Annotated in this window: 16 protein-coding genes; 10 read left to right on the top strand and 6 right to left on the bottom strand. The window is 50.6% G+C overall.

The features are described from left to right. The first annotated feature begins 30 nt into the window (after positions 1-30). Positions 31-3,567 (top strand): response regulator, encoded by a 3,537-nt coding sequence (locus JW814_09460; protein MBN2071669.1) that lies wholly within the window; start codon positions 31-33, stop codon positions 3,565-3,567. Between the two features lie 25 nt (positions 3,568-3,592). On the opposite strand, the gene JW814_09465 is transcribed toward JW814_09460, so the two are convergent. Beyond that, positions 3,593-5,686: a S9 family peptidase gene (locus JW814_09465; GenBank protein MBN2071670.1), complete on the bottom strand. Its 2,094-nt coding sequence runs from the start codon at positions 5,684-5,686 to the stop codon at positions 3,593-3,595. Positions 5,687-5,942: 256 nt separating this feature from the next. Here JW814_09465 and JW814_09470 point away from each other — a divergent pair, with 256 nt between their 5' ends. The 4 genes from JW814_09470 (at position 5,943) to JW814_09485 (ending at position 8,251) form a co-directional block, all read left to right on the top strand. Further along, a complete protein-coding gene (locus JW814_09470) occupies positions 5,943-6,293 on the top strand; it encodes a hypothetical protein (protein MBN2071671.1) in 351 nt (116 codons plus the stop codon). Positions 6,294-6,326: 33 nt separating this feature from the next. Beyond that, on the top strand, positions 6,327-6,653 hold the full coding sequence (locus tag JW814_09475; GenBank protein ID MBN2071672.1) for a hypothetical protein: 327 nt from the start codon (positions 6,327-6,329) through the stop codon (positions 6,651-6,653). A gap of 76 nt (positions 6,654-6,729) precedes the next feature. Further along, on the top strand, positions 6,730-7,449 hold the full coding sequence (locus tag JW814_09480; GenBank protein ID MBN2071673.1) for a SagB/ThcOx family dehydrogenase: 720 nt from the start codon (positions 6,730-6,732) through the stop codon (positions 7,447-7,449). A gap of 181 nt (positions 7,450-7,630) precedes the next feature. Next, on the top strand, positions 7,631-8,251 hold the full coding sequence (locus JW814_09485) for a TonB family protein (GenBank protein MBN2071674.1): 621 nt from the start codon (positions 7,631-7,633) through the stop codon (positions 8,249-8,251). A gap of 446 nt (positions 8,252-8,697) precedes the next feature. On the opposite strand, the gene JW814_09490 is transcribed toward JW814_09485, so the two are convergent. The 3 genes from JW814_09490 to JW814_09500 are packed head-to-tail and all read right to left on the bottom strand — an operon-like array spanning position 8,698 to position 12,057. Beyond that, positions 8,698-9,723, bottom strand: a complete 1,026-nt coding sequence (locus tag JW814_09490) for a flippase-like domain-containing protein (GenBank protein ID MBN2071675.1) — start codon at positions 9,721-9,723, stop codon at positions 8,698-8,700. After that, positions 9,704-10,963: a polysaccharide pyruvyl transferase family protein gene (locus JW814_09495; protein ID MBN2071676.1), complete on the bottom strand. Its 1,260-nt coding sequence runs from the start codon at positions 10,961-10,963 to the stop codon at positions 9,704-9,706. Before JW814_09495 ends, JW814_09490 begins: the two co-directional genes overlap by 20 nt. Before the next feature lie 17 nt (positions 10,964-10,980). Continuing rightward, entirely contained in the window at positions 10,981-12,057 is a 1,077-nt protein-coding gene (locus tag JW814_09500) for a Coenzyme F420 hydrogenase/dehydrogenase, beta subunit C-terminal domain (GenBank protein ID MBN2071677.1), read from the bottom strand. 231 nt (positions 12,058-12,288) lie between these two features. Between JW814_09500 and JW814_09505 the strand changes: the two genes are divergently transcribed. From JW814_09505 to JW814_09525, 5 genes are all read left to right on the top strand, one after another. After that, the gene (locus JW814_09505) at positions 12,289-13,005 is read left to right on the top strand and encodes a hypothetical protein (protein ID MBN2071678.1); all 717 of its coding nucleotides are present in this window, start codon (positions 12,289-12,291) and stop codon (positions 13,003-13,005) included. Positions 13,006-13,206: 201 nt separating this feature from the next. Then, the gene (locus tag JW814_09510; GenBank protein MBN2071679.1) at positions 13,207-14,460 is read left to right on the top strand and encodes an aspartyl protease family protein; all 1,254 of its coding nucleotides are present in this window, start codon (positions 13,207-13,209) and stop codon (positions 14,458-14,460) included. 148 nt (positions 14,461-14,608) lie between these two features. Beyond that, a complete protein-coding gene (locus tag JW814_09515; GenBank protein ID MBN2071680.1) occupies positions 14,609-15,532 on the top strand; it encodes an energy transducer TonB in 924 nt (307 codons plus the stop codon). Beyond that, positions 15,516-16,184, top strand: a complete 669-nt coding sequence (locus JW814_09520; GenBank protein MBN2071681.1) for a MotA/TolQ/ExbB proton channel family protein — start codon at positions 15,516-15,518, stop codon at positions 16,182-16,184. Before JW814_09515 ends, JW814_09520 begins: the two co-directional genes overlap by 17 nt. Next, positions 16,175-16,588: a biopolymer transporter ExbD gene (locus tag JW814_09525; GenBank protein MBN2071682.1), complete on the top strand. Its 414-nt coding sequence runs from the start codon at positions 16,175-16,177 to the stop codon at positions 16,586-16,588. The genes JW814_09520 and JW814_09525 overlap by 10 nt, the downstream gene beginning before the upstream one ends. A gap of 95 nt (positions 16,589-16,683) precedes the next feature. On the opposite strand, the gene JW814_09530 is transcribed toward JW814_09525, so the two are convergent. Next, positions 16,684-17,274: a hypothetical protein gene (locus JW814_09530; GenBank protein ID MBN2071683.1), complete on the bottom strand. Its 591-nt coding sequence runs from the start codon at positions 17,272-17,274 to the stop codon at positions 16,684-16,686. A gap of 34 nt (positions 17,275-17,308) precedes the next feature. Beyond that, positions 17,309-17,722, bottom strand: coding sequence for a type II secretion system protein (locus JW814_09535; protein ID MBN2071684.1), 414 nt, complete (start codon positions 17,720-17,722; stop codon positions 17,309-17,311). Positions 17,723-17,753 lie beyond the last annotated feature (31 nt).

Here is a 17,753-nt window from a genome sequence, read left to right on the forward strand (position 1 = left end):
GGATCCGGCTCGCATCGGCCGGTATCTTTTTTGACCCTGCATTTTGTTCGACCGGCCCGAAATCTTCTCCGGGCATCTCTCAGTCTGTTCTTCTATCTTCTTCTGACCTTTTCCATACTGGTCGGACTGCTCGCGCCTGCCAAAGCGCGGCAGTATCCAATCAAGACATATACCGAGGCGGATGGTCTTCCCAGCGCAGGGATCAAATCGATCGCTCAGGACCTTACCGGGAGAATGTGGTTTGCCACCCGTTCGGGGATAGTCTCTTATGACGGTAAGGATATGACCGTCTATGGAGTCCAGGACGGTCTGCCCGCGCTTGATCACAGCGCGGTCGTTCTCGACCGGCATGGAGTAGTCTGGGTCCTCTCTTCACGTGGAGTCCTCTCCACATTTGAGAACGGGGTCTGGAGTAGAAGAGCGACGTACAGAAAGATCGATTATTACAGCGATCATCACATCCTTATGAGCTCGATGGAGAAAAATGGCAGGACAGAGATCGTATTTACAATGAGTGGAAATGACCTGGTCCTCTACAGCTGCGAAGATAACAGCATGATCGATCTGCGTTTTAAGGATATCGAAAGGCCTGTCACTATTTTTGCCATCACGGCAGTCGATAACAGGCTTTTTGTAGCGACTTCAGAAGGACTTTTCGACGCTGTCGCAGATTCGCTCGACACCGGTCTGCGCAGGACGGACTGGGCGTCTGATCTGCCTGTATACAGTGTTGTCTATGATGAGAATAATGATGTCCTCTGGCTGGCAGGCCGGAGTTGTATTTGCAAGTACAGTGATGGCAGGATTGATTGTTATGATGATATCAAGGAACTCTCCAGGGTTTTCACGGAAGGTTTTTTTTCGGGAGTGGCAGATAATCTGGGAGGATTTTATTTTGGCCAGACGACAAATCTTTTCAGATTCGATGGAATTGGCTTGATCGAATCGATTGGAAGGGTAAATGGTCTTGTGGATGACGGAACATCGACGCTCTTCCGGGACAGGGAGGGGAATATCTGGGTCGGAGGGTTGCGGGGACTGTCAAAGATCACAAGTCTTCGTTTCACCAGCTACACCAAGGATAACGGGCTTTTCGAGGATGAAGTATCGGTAGTCCTGGAGAGGTCTTCAGGTGATATGGTCCTTGGTCATCCCACTGGACTGACTTTTCTTGGTACTGATATGAGGACAATGAAGATAACTTCCAGGCAGGATCTTCACAGGATCCTCGATATGGCGGAAGATGCCTCGGGAGCGTTATGGATCGCGGCGAGTTATTCGGGACTGGTAAGACTCGATCTGGATGGAAAGAGGACTGATTACGGAGTCGAGTGCGGTTTCGAATTGCCTGTCACTTCCGTCCTCTTCGATCGAGAGGGGCGTCTCTGGACAGGAGGAATGAATCATCTTTTCCTGTATGAATCCGGAGAATTCGTACCTTTCCCCTTGCCGGAAGCATCTGTAAAAAGGCCTGTTTTTATCAAGCGGTTGTTTGAGTCTGATGATGGTACTATTTATTTGGCGACAAGTACGACCGGCATTTATTCCATCAAGGATGGAGACGCGAAGAATATCAACGTCTCTGATAATCAATCGGGCGATAATGTATATTCAATATACAAGACCGATGAAGGCACGATCTTTGCGGGAACAGGAGATGGACTCTACGCCGGAAGAGGCGGTGAATTCGAAGAAAGCTTATCTCCCCTGCCTGAGATCGACCGCCCCGTTTATTTTATAATAAAAGATCAACAGGAGAGAATATGGTTCGGAACAGATAACGGGGTCTTCCGGTGGAGTGGAGAGAGTCTTGATTATCTCACAGTCGAGGATGGACTGGTCGGCAGGGAAACCAACAGGGCTGCCGGACTTGTCGACATGAATGGAGACGTATGGATTGGGACAGATCGTGGAGTCTCGGTCTATCGTGAACAATACGATGTGCAGAGTGATATCACTCCCCTGGTAGAACTTGTTTCTTTGGAGGCGTCGGGGAGGGAATATCCACTGACTGAACCAATCGAACTCGATCATGAAAACAGATCGTTCACTATCAATTTTCGCGTACTGTCTTTCGTCAATGAGAAGAAAAACAGGATAAAAAGCCGGCTGGAAGGTTATGAATCCGACTGGCTCGATCCATATATATCGCCACAGCAACAGATACGTTATACTAATCTCCCGGCCGGAAAATACAGGTTTCATATAATGGCTGCTGGATATGAACAGTCCTGGAGCGACGTGATAAGTTCTCCCGTTATTAAGATCAAGAAACCTTTCTGGGCCGAGATATGGTTTATCATACTTGCAGTTCTGACAGTGATCCTGTTCGTTCTGTTTGTTTCAGGCTACATCCTTCAGCGCAGATCTGCCGGTTGGCTCAAACGGGAAGTCGAAAGAAGAGTCGAGGAAATGAAGATGGTCGAGAAGGAACTTGCCAGCGCTCGGCAGATGAAATCGATCGGAGTGCTCGCCGGAGGGATCGCCCATGATTTCAACAATTTTCTAGCTGCCATGATAGGAAATCTTTCGATGCTTGAGATATCGACCGACCTGACGCCAAGGGACAGGGAACTCGCTTCGGAAGTCCTGCAGGCGGCCGAGAGGTCGAAGTCGCTGACAAAGCAACTTTTGACTTTTTCGCAAGGTGGCGCTCCGGTACTGCAACCGGGAGATATCAGGGATGTGATCAGGGATACGGCCACATTTATACTCAAGGGAACGAATTCGGTCTGTTCATTTGAATTCGCGGATGATCTGAAGAAAGTCGAAATGGATCCCGATCAGATCAGCCAGGTGATCGATAATCTCCTGTTGAACGCCCGCCAGGCTATGCCTGGCGGAGGAACCGTGATTATAAGAGCGGAGAACTATGATCATAAACGAGGCACTGGCAGGCACCGACTGCTGGAAATCGGCGAGTACGTGAAAATAGAGATCGAAGATGAAGGCGAAGGGATAAGCGGGGAAAACCTCGGAAGTATCCTGGACCCATACTATACGACAAGGGAGAGTGGGTCAGGCCTGGGGCTTCCCATGGCTTATTCAGTTGTCAAACGCCATGGCGGCATTCTGGAAATAATGTCAGAACCCGGAAAGGGTACAGTTGTGACCTTCTATCTTCCTGTCTCGGAAAAAAGATTAGAGCCGGTCAGCGATGTGGATAATGTTCTGGCCGGGAAAGGCCCCGCGCGTATACTGATTATGGAAGATGACGACCTTGTCAGCATGCTTGTCGTCAAGATGGCTGGAAAACGCGGTTTCAAGACCGAGGTCGTCAAGGATGGGGCGGAAGCGATAAAACGTTACAGAGAGGCTCTGGAAAATGGCATGCGCTGGGATATGGTGATTATGGACCTTACCATTCCCGGGGGGATGGGTGGCAGGGAAACGATAGGCCACATACTGGAAATGGATCCCGCCGCGAAGGTGGTCGTATCGAGCGGCTATTCAAACGACGACGTTCTGGCGAAGTATTCGAAGTACGGTTTCGTCGGCCGCCTGGCCAAGCCGTTCACCTTCGATGATTTTAACAGGGTCATCGACGGTATCCTGGCCATGACGTAACTGATCGTGCCAGCGAAAAGAACAGCTAATCTTCTATTCCAACCAGATCGAGAATGAAAGCGTATTCAAGTGCTGTCTCCCTGTACCTTCTGAACCTGCCGGAGACTCCTCCGTGCCCGGCGCCCATGTTTGTATGAAGCAGCAGGATATTACCATCGGTCTTGTTCGCTCTTAGCCTCGCAACCCATTTCGCCGGTTCCCAGTATTGCACTTGGGAATCGTGCAAACCTGTCGTTACAAGCATTGCGGGATAGCCTGCCTTCTTCACGTTGTCATATGGAGAATATGAAAGCATATATTCATAATATTCGGGGATATTCGGATTGCCCCATTCATCATATTCCGCAGTAGTAAGCGGGATACTCTCATCGAGCATCGTGGTGACTACGTCGACCCATGGCACCGCCGCTACTACTCCCCTGAAAAGGTCTGGCCGCATATTTATCACAGCTCCGATAAGAAGTCCGCCGGCGCTGCCTCCCATCGCGAATAATTTATCAGGAGAAGTATAGTCCTTCGAGCAAAGATATTCGGCGCAATCGATGAAATCGGTAAATGTGTTTTTCTTTTTGAGAAGTTTTCCATCTTCATACCAGTCTCTGCCCATCTCCTGACCGCCCCGGATATGAGCTATCGCGTAGATGAACCCCCTGTCAATCAGACTGAGCCTGTACGATCTGAATGACGCGTTCATGCTGGCTCCATAAGACCCATATCCGTAGAGCAGGAGAGGGTTTTTCCTATTTACCCGGATTCCCTTACGGTAAACAAGCGATACGGGGACTTCGTCACCGTCCCTCGCCGTCACGATCAACCACTCGGAATGATATTGGGATCGATCAAATCCTCCGAGCACTCTTTCTTCTTTGAGAAGGATCTTCTCTTTCGTCTCCATGTTGTAATCGAAAGTCGAATTGGGAGTAGTCAGCGAGGAATAATTGAACCTGACAAGCTCAGAATCGAATTCGGGATTTATCCCGATATATACTGAATATGTATCTTCCCCGAAATCGATATCGTGTTCTGTCTTGTCCTGCCAACTGATAACCCGAAGCCTCGTCAGACCTCTTCGTCTTTCGTTGACCACGAGGAATCTGTCGAATATCTCGATCCCCTCGAGAAGGACATCCTTCCTGTGAGGAATCACCTCGACCCAGTTTTCTTTCGTTGTTTTTCCGACAGGAGCCTTCATCAACCTGAAGTTGCGTGCCATACAGTTGGTCACAATATAGAAATCGTTTCCGAAATGTTCTATTTCGTATTCCAGATCTTTCTCACGGGGATGAAATATCATGAATTCGCTTTCCGGCCTGTCAGCGTCGATAAACCTGTACTCGGTCGAGAGAGTACTTTCCGAGTTGATAAAAAGATATTTTCGCGATTTGGATCTGAATACGTACGTGTTAAAGGTGGGGTCCGTTTCGTGATATATCTCCCTGTCGAGTGACGCGTCAACGCCCAACCTGTGGCTGGCGATCTTGTACGGTCTGAGAGTCTCGTCTTTCATGGAATAAAATACGGTCCGGTTGTCGTTAGCCCAGACAGGCCGGCCGGTGGTCACGGGGATCTGGTCCCTGAGGATCAGACCGGTCGTGAGATCCTTGAAATGGATAGTATACTTGCGCCTGCTGACACTGTCGACGCCGTACGCGAGGATCCTGTTATCAGGGCTCACCGCAAGTCCGCTTACATTGTAATATTCGAATCCTTCAGCCATATCGTTGACGTCGAGCATAACTTCTTCAGCCGCGTCAAGGGTCCCCTCTTTTCTGCAGTAGACGGGATATTCCTTTCCTTCCTCATACCTCGTATAATACCAGTAACCCTGCTCGAGATAGGGCACAGTTTCGTCTTCCTGCGTTATTCTCCCGATTATTTCGTTAAAAAGTTTTTCCTGAAGAGGTCCGGTGTGCTCCATTATCGCGTCGGTATATTCATTTTCCGCCGTCAGGTAGCTGATCACTTCGGGGTTCTCCCGTTCCCTCAGCCAGTAATATTCGTCGATCCTCGTATCGCCGTGGATCGTCAGTTTCTTTTCTACCTGTTTAGCGACCGGCGGAACGATCCTGGGTTGAACATGGATCGGTATTTCAGCGTTCCTGCATCCCGGCAGGGGCATAAACGAAAAAAGTGTCAGGACGCTGAGGATCAGAACCAGGAAGAGGAGGCGCTCACGTTTAATTTTTGATCTGAGAGCTCGTAAAATCATTTTTAACCCCGCCTTTCGACCGACTGTTGAATTATCAGGAGGAGATTATACATCTTCCCCTTCGATTCTGCCATAAATTAGCTTCCAATAACATTGACCAGAAGCTATTATCGCCTTGCCGGATCAAGGCGCCCTTGTCCGGCAGATTAAGGAAAAGGGAGAGAAGATGATAATACTTGAACAGCCGATGACGGTTAGGGAATTACAGGAAACGGCGAAAAACCTGTTCGGTGAAATGATCAAGGCTGTTGTCGACATCAGGCTTGGCCTGTTAGCGATAGATGCCGAAATGCATTCAGACCTCGAGGCGCTGCTTCTTGACAATGGATCGGCGCAAGCCGACTTGTGGGGGATCAATTTTTATCCTTTCCTCGAAAGGGACGATTTTCTGGAATTTGATTCGATGATAAACATGCGTCCTTCCCAGGGAAATATGAGCCGGGGAGTCGAAGACAAGGTAATACGCGACAGCATCGTCGAACTGGTTGACAGGTGGATATCACGGGACGATAAATAATCGACACGAGCAGCCGCTCGGGCGGGATGGTAGATGAATATTCAGCACAAAGATCTTTCGGCGGGAAAGTGGAATGATATGACTATACCCGCGCAAATGGCGAATATAGGAAGCGAGGTCGGCAGGGCTATCAACTGGCGGAAAAAAGGTAACATGGAATACAGCCTGAAAGCTGCCGCGAGAGCTCTCGAACTGCTTGATCTGAGCCTCGATGCCGCCGTTTCCTATCCCGCGCTGAAGGAGTTTGCCCGTGTCAGGGAAGCATTGGTCGATTATTTCTATGGATCTAACGAGTATTCTTCCTCGGATCTCCTCTGGTTGAAATATTTTGATCATTTCAACTACGCGGCCAGGAAATGAGAGAGTGAAATAATCGGAGATCATGGTCCCGAGGCTTGCCATAATTGACATTTCAGTACTGCGAAAGGAGATATCGATGAGACATTTGACTGTTTTGATACTGACGGTCATGCTGCTGCCGGTATCACTGGTGAGCGGCGAGCTTTCGCTCAGGCACAAGGCTCTGGCGACGATAGATCTTCCAGTGCCTGCCCTGGACAGCGGGTATTCGATAGAAAAAGCCCTCCGGGAGCGCAGGTCGGTCAGGAAATACACAAGCGATCCCGTGACTCTTGAAGAAGTATCCCAGCTTCTCTGGGCGGCGTACGGTATCACCTATACGAGGGATGAAATGCCCGATTTCATTCGAGGCGGGTTAAAGACTGCGCCGTCAGCCGGGGCCCGCTATCCGCTCGAGATATACATGGTCGCGGGAAACGTCACAGGGCTTGAGGCGGGTATCTACTGGTATATCCCGGATGGGCACAAGCTGATAAAGCTCGCCTCCGGCGACATCCGGAGCGATCTTCAGGAGTCGTGCCTCGGTCAGAAGTTCGCCGGAGAGGCGCCGGCCTCGATCGTCTGGTCGGCGGTCTATGAGCGATGCACCGAAAAATATGGCGACCGCGGCAGGGACAGGTATGTCTGCATGGACCTCGGCCACTCGGCCGAGAACGTATACCTTCAATGCGGATCTCTCGGACTCGGCACTTGCGCTATTGGCGCGTTTACCGACGAGTCGCTTAAGGCCGTGATGGGTATGACTGAAGAGGAAGTACCTCTATATGTAATGCCGGTGGGGAGGCTCACCAAGTAGATTGAAAATAGTTCCGACTACTCATCAGGCAATGGTTTAAATCGATTGCGCCGGGTTGCTTTTTGTCCTTTGTCTTATTATATTGATAACGGGCCCCACGAAAAACTTATCCACTTCCTTATTGTGATCGTACCAGAGATCGATAACTTACCCCACCATGGCGTTTTCAGTGGAGGTCGAAATGGATACCGTTCACACAAGACTAAGGCGAAAATACAATACGTATCTGCTCGATGCTTTATTTGCCGCTCTTGTCCTGCACTTTCTCATATTCTACCTTATCCCTCCTTTTGAGTTTACTCCGTACAGGCCTTTTGAAGACTGGACCACCGTAATCGTCGATCTTCCCGACCCGGTTCCTGAGATCGAGGATCCTGATATTATAAAAGAGCCTGCAATCAAACCTGTTCCCCTCATCAGTGATGAGACAGGGGATGATCCCGTAGATATTCCGATCACTTCTCCCGACAAGATCAGCAGTATGGTCTTCACGGCGATGCCTGTTCAGGAGAAACAGGAATTTATAGCGTGGGACCGGATGCCCGTGCTTCTGAAATATTTTTCACCTGTCTACCCGCGTCTGGCCAGGGAAGGTGGGATCGAGGGCACAGTCCTTCTGAGAGTGGCGATTGCTGCTGACGGGAGGGTCGAGGCTGCTTCGATCATCCATTCCAATGTCACACCTTCCATGGAAAAGGCAGCTCTGACGGCTGTAATGAAATTCGAATTCGAACCGGCAATGCAGGCACACGTCGCCGTAAGATCGCTTATGGCAGTTCCGATAACGTTCAGACTGCATTGATCGGTACAGGCCGCGCCAGCACAACAGAGATCAGCATCACGGGAACGCACATACTATTAAATGTTATTATCGCTTACGATCGTGAATGATACAATGCGCCTGCTTGAATCAATAATATCAATTCCCTTGAAGACAGAAAAAAGAGCAATAAGGACCCTGTGGATAGTGCTTGATGAACTTGACCTGATGTGGATACATCTCGAGCGCTCACGGAAACAGCCTGAGGGCCCTGGTCAAATATCTCGATCAGGTCTCGGACGAACAGATAGCCGATATCGAGATACCGACCGGTACACCACTCGTGTACGAGCTGGACGAAGAGCTCAACCCGATGAAGCACTACTATGTGCGTCGATGATTCAGAAAGATTGACCAAAGAGTGATGTATGGGATTATTCCAGCCGCACGAATCAGTCAGACTGAGAAGCCTTTCTACAGGATAGCAATCATCCGTTTTGATCCGGGGATAGACTTTGCACCTCTTTCACTCCCGCTGAAGCGGAAATGAAGAGAGGCAGCAGCAGAGCTAGCAGAAAACAGATCAGCTCGACCAGGGTCATCAGTATCCTCGAAGCGAGTACAAGAGAGATCAGCGCCGCAGCGGAAGGAAATACCGGGCCCAGGCCGAACGCGAGGATTGATTCCCGCACACCTATTCCCGCGGGTACAAGGAGCATGAAAAATCCTATCACCCAGGCGGCTGCAAAGACTCCGGTGACCACAGGGAACAGGTCGGCATTGATATCGGAAAAATTACCTGCCAGGACAAGGAACCCCGCCGCCCAGAGCAGAAAGGTCGCCATATTTCCCGCCATGACCGCGAGCATCACTCTATACCGGGGCCTTCTTTCTATACCAGGCCTGCGCATCATGGCAAGAACGAAGTTGGACGCCCTGAAAAAGATACCGGGGTGGCAGAGGGCGATCCCCACGACAAGCATCGCTGCCATCAGGAAGAGATTGGTCCCCTGGATGAAAATGCTCCGGGAAAGCAGGAGCATCACTCCCGCAATAAGAACCCCACCGAGCTGAAACCAGAGTATCTCCACGATGACTGCCATGCCTGTCATCGGGATCATCTCCCTGTCGCGCGCCGAGAGATAGGCCTTGCCGGCGACCGACCATAATTTGCCCGGTATATACCTGCCCATCCAGGCTATGGCAGAGACCCGGAACGCCCGCGATACCGGTATACGCTGACCGGTCAGCTCGTAGAGCATCGGAGCCCAGAGGCAGGCGCGGAGAATATATCCTGAAAATACCAATGTGGCTGAGACAACGGCTGTTTTCCAGCTGATATCCCAATGGCCTGTAGAGAGATCACTCCAGTTCCTCCGCACGTACCCGTACCAGAAGTATATGACTGCCGCCATTATCGCTACCTTGGCGAAAAGGATCAATCCGGCCTTCCAGCGCGGCTGCCTGCGAGCAGAAGGGACAGTCTCATTTTCATTATTGGTTTTTGTATTCATCTAGAAGAAGGTCCCCACCTTTGACCAGCCTTCCAGCGACGAGGTGCATATTCATTGATGACGCTTTTACCCGTTCTATATTGGCACTGATCTTTTCCCTGATCTTTTCGCTGTCAAGGACGACCTTCTCAAATCCTTTTATTAGATTATCGCCGGATATTTCACGGCTGTCGTTATAATATTCCTGCAGATCGAATTCTTCGAGGACTTCCCTGTATTTCTGGCATCCCCATCCGAAGACCGTGACGGGGACACCGGCGCATAGCGAGGAGATCATTGAATGAAATCTCGATGCCACGTAATAATCGGCCAGACCCACTACGACTCTGAGCTGCTTGCAGTCGTAAGGTTCCTTGACGACGTGGATACCCTCTGTCGAATCGAGCATCTCGAGGATATCGGCTACGGTGAAGAGGTCGTTGTTATGTCTGAGCCTGCTTTTCTCTCTCATGCTGTGGGGGACAAGGAGGACAAAGTACCCTTTTGAACGGAGGTGTTCGATAAGCGCGGCAAAACTTCCATTATGATCTATACCGTGTTTCCTGCACTTTCGCTCGACTATGGAGTTGATCGAAAGTCCAACGACTTTTTTACCGGCAAGTATCGAAGCGTATTTTTCCCTGATTCTTTTTTCAACTTCTTCAGGAATTTGGAGAGTAAAGGCTGAATCGGTAAAATAGATGGCGTTGGTCACGCCTGTCCCACGCACGTTTTCAAGGCTTTCCCTGCCTCTTGCCACGACAATCGATATTTTTGGCAGAAATATCCTGCAGGCAAGCCTGTTATACCACTTTCCGAATGGTCCAAGGGTCTGCGAATACATCATCGATCTCTTGCCGAGGATTATGGCTGGTATGAGACACGCCACGTTGTAGACTATCTTCACGGGCTGTTCATCACTGAATGTCGTTCCACCGATTATCAGTACGGCGTCGCTGGAGAAGAGGGCTTTCATGGCTTCTCCACGTCCCGGGAAGGGGATACGGAAGAAGGAGAGGAACCTGCGCAATATGCAGAGAGGAATGATCTTCAGGACAAGGTTTCGCGGAGTTCCGTCGAAGAGCCTCACACCGGGGGTCCTGGGAAATTCGCTGTCATCTCCGGGGTATACTGTGAATATATTGAAATCACACCCTTCCGGCCCGTGGGAGAGGTTGTCGATCGCGCTTTCGAGCATAGATGCGGCGCCCCTGTTTCCAGTTCTCGAAACGGCAAATACTGAAACCGATGATCTTGCCATCAAAAATCCTTCTCCCGCTATTTTTCGACCGCAGCGCCGATAAAGATACGTGATAATGCCTTTACAGCTATTGCCTCAAGCCGTATGATCCACGGCGGAAACCCGAAAAGCAACCTTCGCCCTTGCACCGTTCTTGACAATCGGTTGTTGGTAAATATTATAGTCCATGCGAGGGAATGGAAGATATTAAAAAAGCCGCTTAAACTGATCTCTGACCTGCTTCCCGTAAACCTGGCTGCCACGACGCGCGCCCCCGTCCGGTTGCTGAAAGCTTCGATCGCCGAGAAAGATCTCCTGTATCGCTTCGTCCCGAAATATTCCGCTGTAACGGTCTTTTTATTCACCATCTTATTCATCAGGAAGGTTCCCGCCTCTGTCCAGCAGACGTACGCTGAGTGCTTGATATCCTTCTTCCTGTATTCTCCCGTGAAGATATCCCCCACTGCGATATCGGCATCGGCGGCGAGATGTTCATCGCACCACAGGCATCGTGGCATCAGGTCGATGCCGGCTATCCTGTAGCTGTTCAACATCGCGAAGGGGATCGTCGTGGAATCTCCGTCAGTGAGGTCGATGATGACTTCACCGCTTACATGCCCCCTCCGGACACTGACAGAGGTGACTTCAGAAGTTGTTATGCCGTATTTGCAAAAAAAATCATCGTATAGTGAACCGTTCACCGTTCCACGGCAGAAAAGGCCTATGATATACCGTATTCTTTTTTTCAGGCCGGGTCTTGTCGAAAGGTATTCCCGAAGGGCGCGTACCTGGCAGGGCAGCGCGACAACAGCGAATCTGCCCTCTTTATCCCCGAGGCGCGCAGCTTCCTTAAGGACCGGAGTCTCTATATAAGAACTTCCAGCGCATCGAAGAACAGAATCCCTGTCAGTGGCAAGTTCTGTCTGCCCTTTGATATGGCCATCGATCGAGACTATCCTTGATACGAGAGCGCCATCGATCTCGCCAGACTCGATCAGATCGATGAGGATAGCAGAGACAATCCCTCCCGAGGAGGCCGGGGCGCGGATGCCGGCTTCTGTGGCATAACCGGCGTAAATCTCTGCCCTGTTTATAGTTCCATCGACTTTATCCATTTTTCTCCGAATCCTTCAGGACAAGTTTCCCGATACGATCGTAATCGAGGCCTGACGTAAAGTCCACTTGCATTTTCAAATTACCCGCTATCGGTTTTTTATTAATAATCATTACCAAATAATATTTTTATTGAATAATGTTTTATCCTGTGATATAGTTTCACATACTCGCCAGGAATGGTGCCGAGGCACCTGTGCAAAGGACATCTAACATTTTCTGGAGGTTGTTATATGAGACTGTCTGGTATAGTCTTATCGTTCTTCTCGGTTCTTCTCCTTTCAGGCATGGTAAACGCGGGCGCTCCGATTGATGGAAATTATCAATCGACCGATCTCGGTGGTCCGGTATACGTTGGGCGCTATTCCGAGGGCTGGGATTCTGGTGGCAGCGCGTTTTTGGTCGGTACGACGTTGAACGCGCAATCCTGGAGTGGGACTGAACTCGCGACACAGTGGAAGTACTGGTGCGGAACTGAAACAGGCCCCGCGGTAGTATTGACCAATTTTGTCAACGCAAGTGGAAACGGTACAAAGACATTCATGAAAACGTTCAGCGGGGGGTATATCTGGCTGAGCGGATCGGGTCCATGGGCCAATGGAGATCCCGAATATATCGGCACGATCAATTACTATGTCGAATTCGAGACTGTCTCGTACACCAACTGGGTCCCTGTAGCGGCGACGACAAATACGCAGGCCAACGCAAGTTTTGACGAGTATCCCAATCTGTGCATGGCTTTTTACATCGGTAACGGATCGAGGGTCGCCACGACCGAGATCGGGGAGACGATCCCCGCCGGTTACCCGGAGTTTCTTGATACCGATTGTAACGCTACCCGGACTGAAGGGGCTGTCTGGGATTTCTTCTCAGTCACCCTCTCGATCGTCGATTGCGCTGTCGATACCGAGGATGCCAGCTGGGGCAAGATAAAATCGTTGCACGAATAGTCGCAACGGGTACGATACAAAAGTTGAGTGAAGATGGAAGACCCGGCAGTTTTGCCGGGTCTTCACTTTGTCGACCATCCGCACCGAGCTGCTCCGGGTATCGAACGTCCTTACGCTCAATATGAGCTTTCATTGCATCGACTTTTCAAGCATCATAGGGAAAACGGAGAAAAAGCAGCTGGAGCTGGCAGGGAGGCTGACATGAGAAAAAGTTATCTATCGTTTTCAGGCAGGATCATCATGGCGGTATTTCTGGCCGTCGCTTACTGTGTCGATGATTCAGTGGGAGAGCTCAAGCACCAGATCACACCTCTATTCGAATATGGAGACAGCCTTGCGGTCAAAGGGGTCGAAATATTCGATAATATCATTTATTTTCCCGTCCTGGTCAACGGCTCGGCGCCATTTATGTTCGTTCTCGATACCGGCGCGGGAAATCTCTCCGCGTTCGACCAGGGTGAAGCAGATATGCTTGGCGTTAAGTCAACGATCATCGGGGAAGGGGGAGGAGCTGGAGAGGAGATCGTCAGCTTCGGCCTTACTGATTCAGTGACCATATCCCTGCGGGGTCTTTCATTTGAGAACCGTCCCCTGGTGACTGTTCCCCTCAGGAGGCTCGACGCGCACTGGGGTAAGCGTAAGGATGGCCTGATCGGCGGCGATCTTCTTTCAACACTTGTCACAACAATAGATTATGAGAATGCGCAGGTAGTCTTCCACGACGCGGCTGCTTATCAATACATGGGCCCCGGCGAACGGATCCCGGTTATGATCGAAAACAATTTTCTTATGGTGGATGCCGAAGTGTTCACCTATGGCGCGAAAGATCATCTGGACGCGTTGTTTATGATCGATACTGGCGTGCGGCTTTCGACCTTCAACAGTCCCTACTCGAGAAAACATGGTCTCGCCGAACAAAGCCCTGGAACGCTCTCGGGGATGATCGGTTATGGTATGGGGGGCGCGGCCGGTGGGGTTGCCGGCCGGGTCAGTGGGATCCGAATCGGTTCGATCCTCATGGAAGACCCTGTCATTTCTTTTTCGACAGATAACAGCGGAATACTCGCCGATACAAGTTTCGCGGGGATAATCGGTGCCGATATCCTGAGCCGGTTCACTGTTGTTTTCGATTACAGCCGGTCGGAGATATTTCTCGAAAAAAACAACCGCTTCGCTGATCCGTTCGAGTTCGACATGTGCGGAATCAGGTTCAGTATGGATGGTCAGTGCTTCAACTTTCTGAATGTGTTTTCTGTTTTCAAGGATTCTCCCGCGGCCATGGCGGGGATCGAAAGTGGAGACATTGTAAGGAAGATCGACGGGATCGAGGCTGGAGATTTCACATGGGAGGAGCTCCGCGACTATCTGCGGCGTGATGGGAAGAAAGTCCGTTTTACGATCGAACGGGATGGCAGGTTGCGCGATGTCGCCGTACGATTGAAGAGGATCGTTTGACCGGACCGCGCGATCAATCGTGGGATTTTCCGGAAAATGGAGCGGTATTGCGGTTAAAAATGAAACATCGTTGTAACTTGCGTGTTTAATATTGCGACTGATTCAATGAAGGCTGGTCGGGCGTTCCACTGCTCCGGAAGATGACAGATTGCGAAACAAAAGATTACAATTGATTGCTCTTGCAATATCGGTTGCAGCCCATCTTCTTCTGCTTATTCTTTACAGGCCGCTGGCTCTTGTCAGTTTGACGCCAGCAGATGCCGATCTGAAAGCACAATCACTTGAACCGTTCGTCTTCGATCTTGTCGAGACGCCTGACGACGCGATAAGGCGAAAACCTGATGAAGCAAAATCTGTCTCTGACAGGGACGCTCTTGCCAGAAATGAGGTGGATCGGGAGGAATTACCAGAAGGGGAAGCTTACAGCGAAGGAGTCAGCGAGTACAGGATCTTCCAGGGCGGTTTTCCAGTACGATCAGATGGCGATCCCGCGGAGAACTCGGGACGACAACTATCGGCAGAGCGGGGAAAGGATGACCAGGCGCCCCGGCCTGAAGATAAGAATGCTTCCGATGTTGCTGAACATGTCCGCGGTGACCTGGGGGAGATATTCAGAAGCAGCAGGATATCTTCAAGGGAGGGTGGAAGCGGCGAGAAGGACCGGGGGAGAGGACCATTTACCGATGGGATCGATTATGATCAGAGAAACGAGTCTGCCAGGGATCTTGGTGGAATAACTCTTAACACGTACAACTGGGCTTACGCCTCTTACATCCTCGAGATGAAGAGAAAACTGCGGTCCAATACGCATCCGCCTGGGGCCTTTTCCCCCCTGGGCCTTATCGATGGACAGACTGTACTTTCTTTCAAGGTCATGCCGGATGGCCGGGTAACTGATCTTGCCGTAATAGAGTATACGGGAGACAGGACACTGATGGAAACGAGTGTCGATGCGGTACAGAATTCATCCCCTTTCCGTCCCCTTCCTGAAGATTTTCCTATGGAGTACCTGGAGTTGACATGGACATTCATTTTCTACGTTTACGGGAGGCAGCATGGAACTTATCAATGAATTCCGGAATGGAGGGATAGTCATGTATCCCCTTCTTCTCGGATCGATAATGGCCCTGGCGATCGTCATAGAGAGGGCGTTTTGTCTTAGAAAGAAGAAAGTGCTTGTCGGCGAGATCGTCTCGGCGATAGCGAAGATTGAAAACGCTGAAGACATGAAGGTCGCCGAAAGGATATGCGAAGCGAATCCAGGCCCTTTCGCCAGCATAATCCTTGTCGCTTTGAAGAATCCAGGGCTGGTCATCGATGAATTGAAGGAAGCGATCCTTGACCAGGGAAGGCAGGAGATCAGGACGCTTGAACGCGGTCTTGTCGCTCTTGAGACTATTGCCGCGGCGGCGCCGCTGCTCGGGCTGATGGGTACGGTCATAGGGATGATCAAGGTCTTCAACGTGATCTCGAAGCAGGGGATAGGACAGGCGAGTGTTCTCTCGGGAGGTATCTCCGAGGCGCTCATAACGACCGTTACGGGCCTCGCTGTCGGTATACCCGCCCTGGTTGCTTACAATTTCCTCACGAACAAGGCTGAAAGCCTCGTCCTTGACATCGAGAAATATTCATCAGGGCTTATAAGGAATATAAGGGTGATGCGTTTGGCCGGCGTTCCTTCCGGTCCGGCCAGGGGCGTTTCGGAGGCAAGCGGATGCAGCTGAAAGAGAAATCGAAGAAGCGAGTCATTATAAGTATCACATCTCTTATCGACGTGATGTTCCTGCTGCTGATCTTTTTCATGGTGACATCCACTTTTCTTGAACAGCCGGGGATGAAACTCGACCTGCCATCGGCGCGAAGCGCCGAGACGACCGTCACTCGCAGGCTCGTTCTTCTTATCAACGCTGAAAACGAGATCGTACTCGGAGAGCGAGCTGTTCCTGCTGACAGCCTGGACTTCTTTATGAAGGAGGCGGCGGAAGGTTCGGAAGACGGGACCCTGGTGTTAAAGGCGGACAAGACAGTACTGCACGGGACAGTCATCAGGGTGATGGACGCCGCTAAACAGGCCGGTATAAAGAGGCTTGTTGTCGGGACGAAGGAAGATAGCCGCCAGGGCAGATGATAACTGGCAGCCAAATAGTATCTCCGGAATAATGATTCCCTTGGCCGCAGATTATCAGCGTCGCCTGCATACTGCTTGTCCGACCGGAGAATGACTCAGGGTCTCAACTTGAAGACCGAGAGACTCTCCCGGCAGCGATCGATCTCCCTGGACATCCCGTCGATTTTCTTTTCAAGGGTCGCTATGGCATCCCTGGAAAGTTCCGTCCTGAGATCTGTCCAGGTTTTTTCAAGCTCCCCGAGCTGTCCATCTGCCTGGGATATTTTTTCCCGCAACGATTCGACCATCTCGCTTGCTACTTCGGCTTCTTTTTTCAGATGATCCCTCTTGCGAAATTTTATCGAAGCCGACAGATCGCCTTCACCGACGGCCTTCAGATATGGGCGAAAGCGAAATAGCGGTCCTGCTATCCTGTGGGTGAAGAGGATGTTATGAAGCACTATCAGGACCAGGGAACCGAGCAAAGGGATCCATAGCCTGTCATGCAGGACAAGGAATTCGTGAGCGGCTGCCTGGACGCCGGGTTCGGTGATCTCACCGCCTTGAAGCCTTATTATGACGGGAACGAACAGGGTGGTTATAAAGATGAGAACTATGATAGTAAAATGGCAGACAGCAACACCGGCGAACCTCATCTGAAGAGGATCGACGAGGACTTTTCTGTTGTAGATTCTCCACCTTTTCATTTTTTCCATCTGCCTGCCTCGTTTCTCGATTGGCCTACTCTCCAGAGACGATATCGTCGAGAAGCATGTGATCGCCTCGCCCTCTCAGCATATACCCGCCCCCAGGAAGATTATAGATACTGATATCTCCGGGATCTGCCGGATCAGCGTTCCAGAGGACCTGGGTCGGCTGATTGGTAAAAGGATTATCGGGGTACTGGCCGCCAGGTAAAAGAATCAAAAAAGCCGCTTCGTCGGCTGCCTGGGGATAATTGCCAAGCTGATCGACTGAAAATGTTTCCATAGCCAATCGAATAGTATGCATGTTTTCCTGGACAACGGCGTTTTTCGCCTTTTTCGTGAATTTCATATAGTTCGGTATCGCTATCGCTGCGATGATCCCTATGATCACCACCACGAACATCAGTTCGATCAGAGTAAAACCCTTCGAATCATTCCTGACAAGCATACCTTTTCGAATACCTTCCTTTGGAAACCGT

The organism is Candidatus Krumholzibacteriota bacterium (assembly GCA_016932415.1).
Lineage (GTDB): Bacteria > Krumholzibacteriota > Krumholzibacteriia > Krumholzibacteriales > Krumholzibacteriaceae > Krumholzibacterium.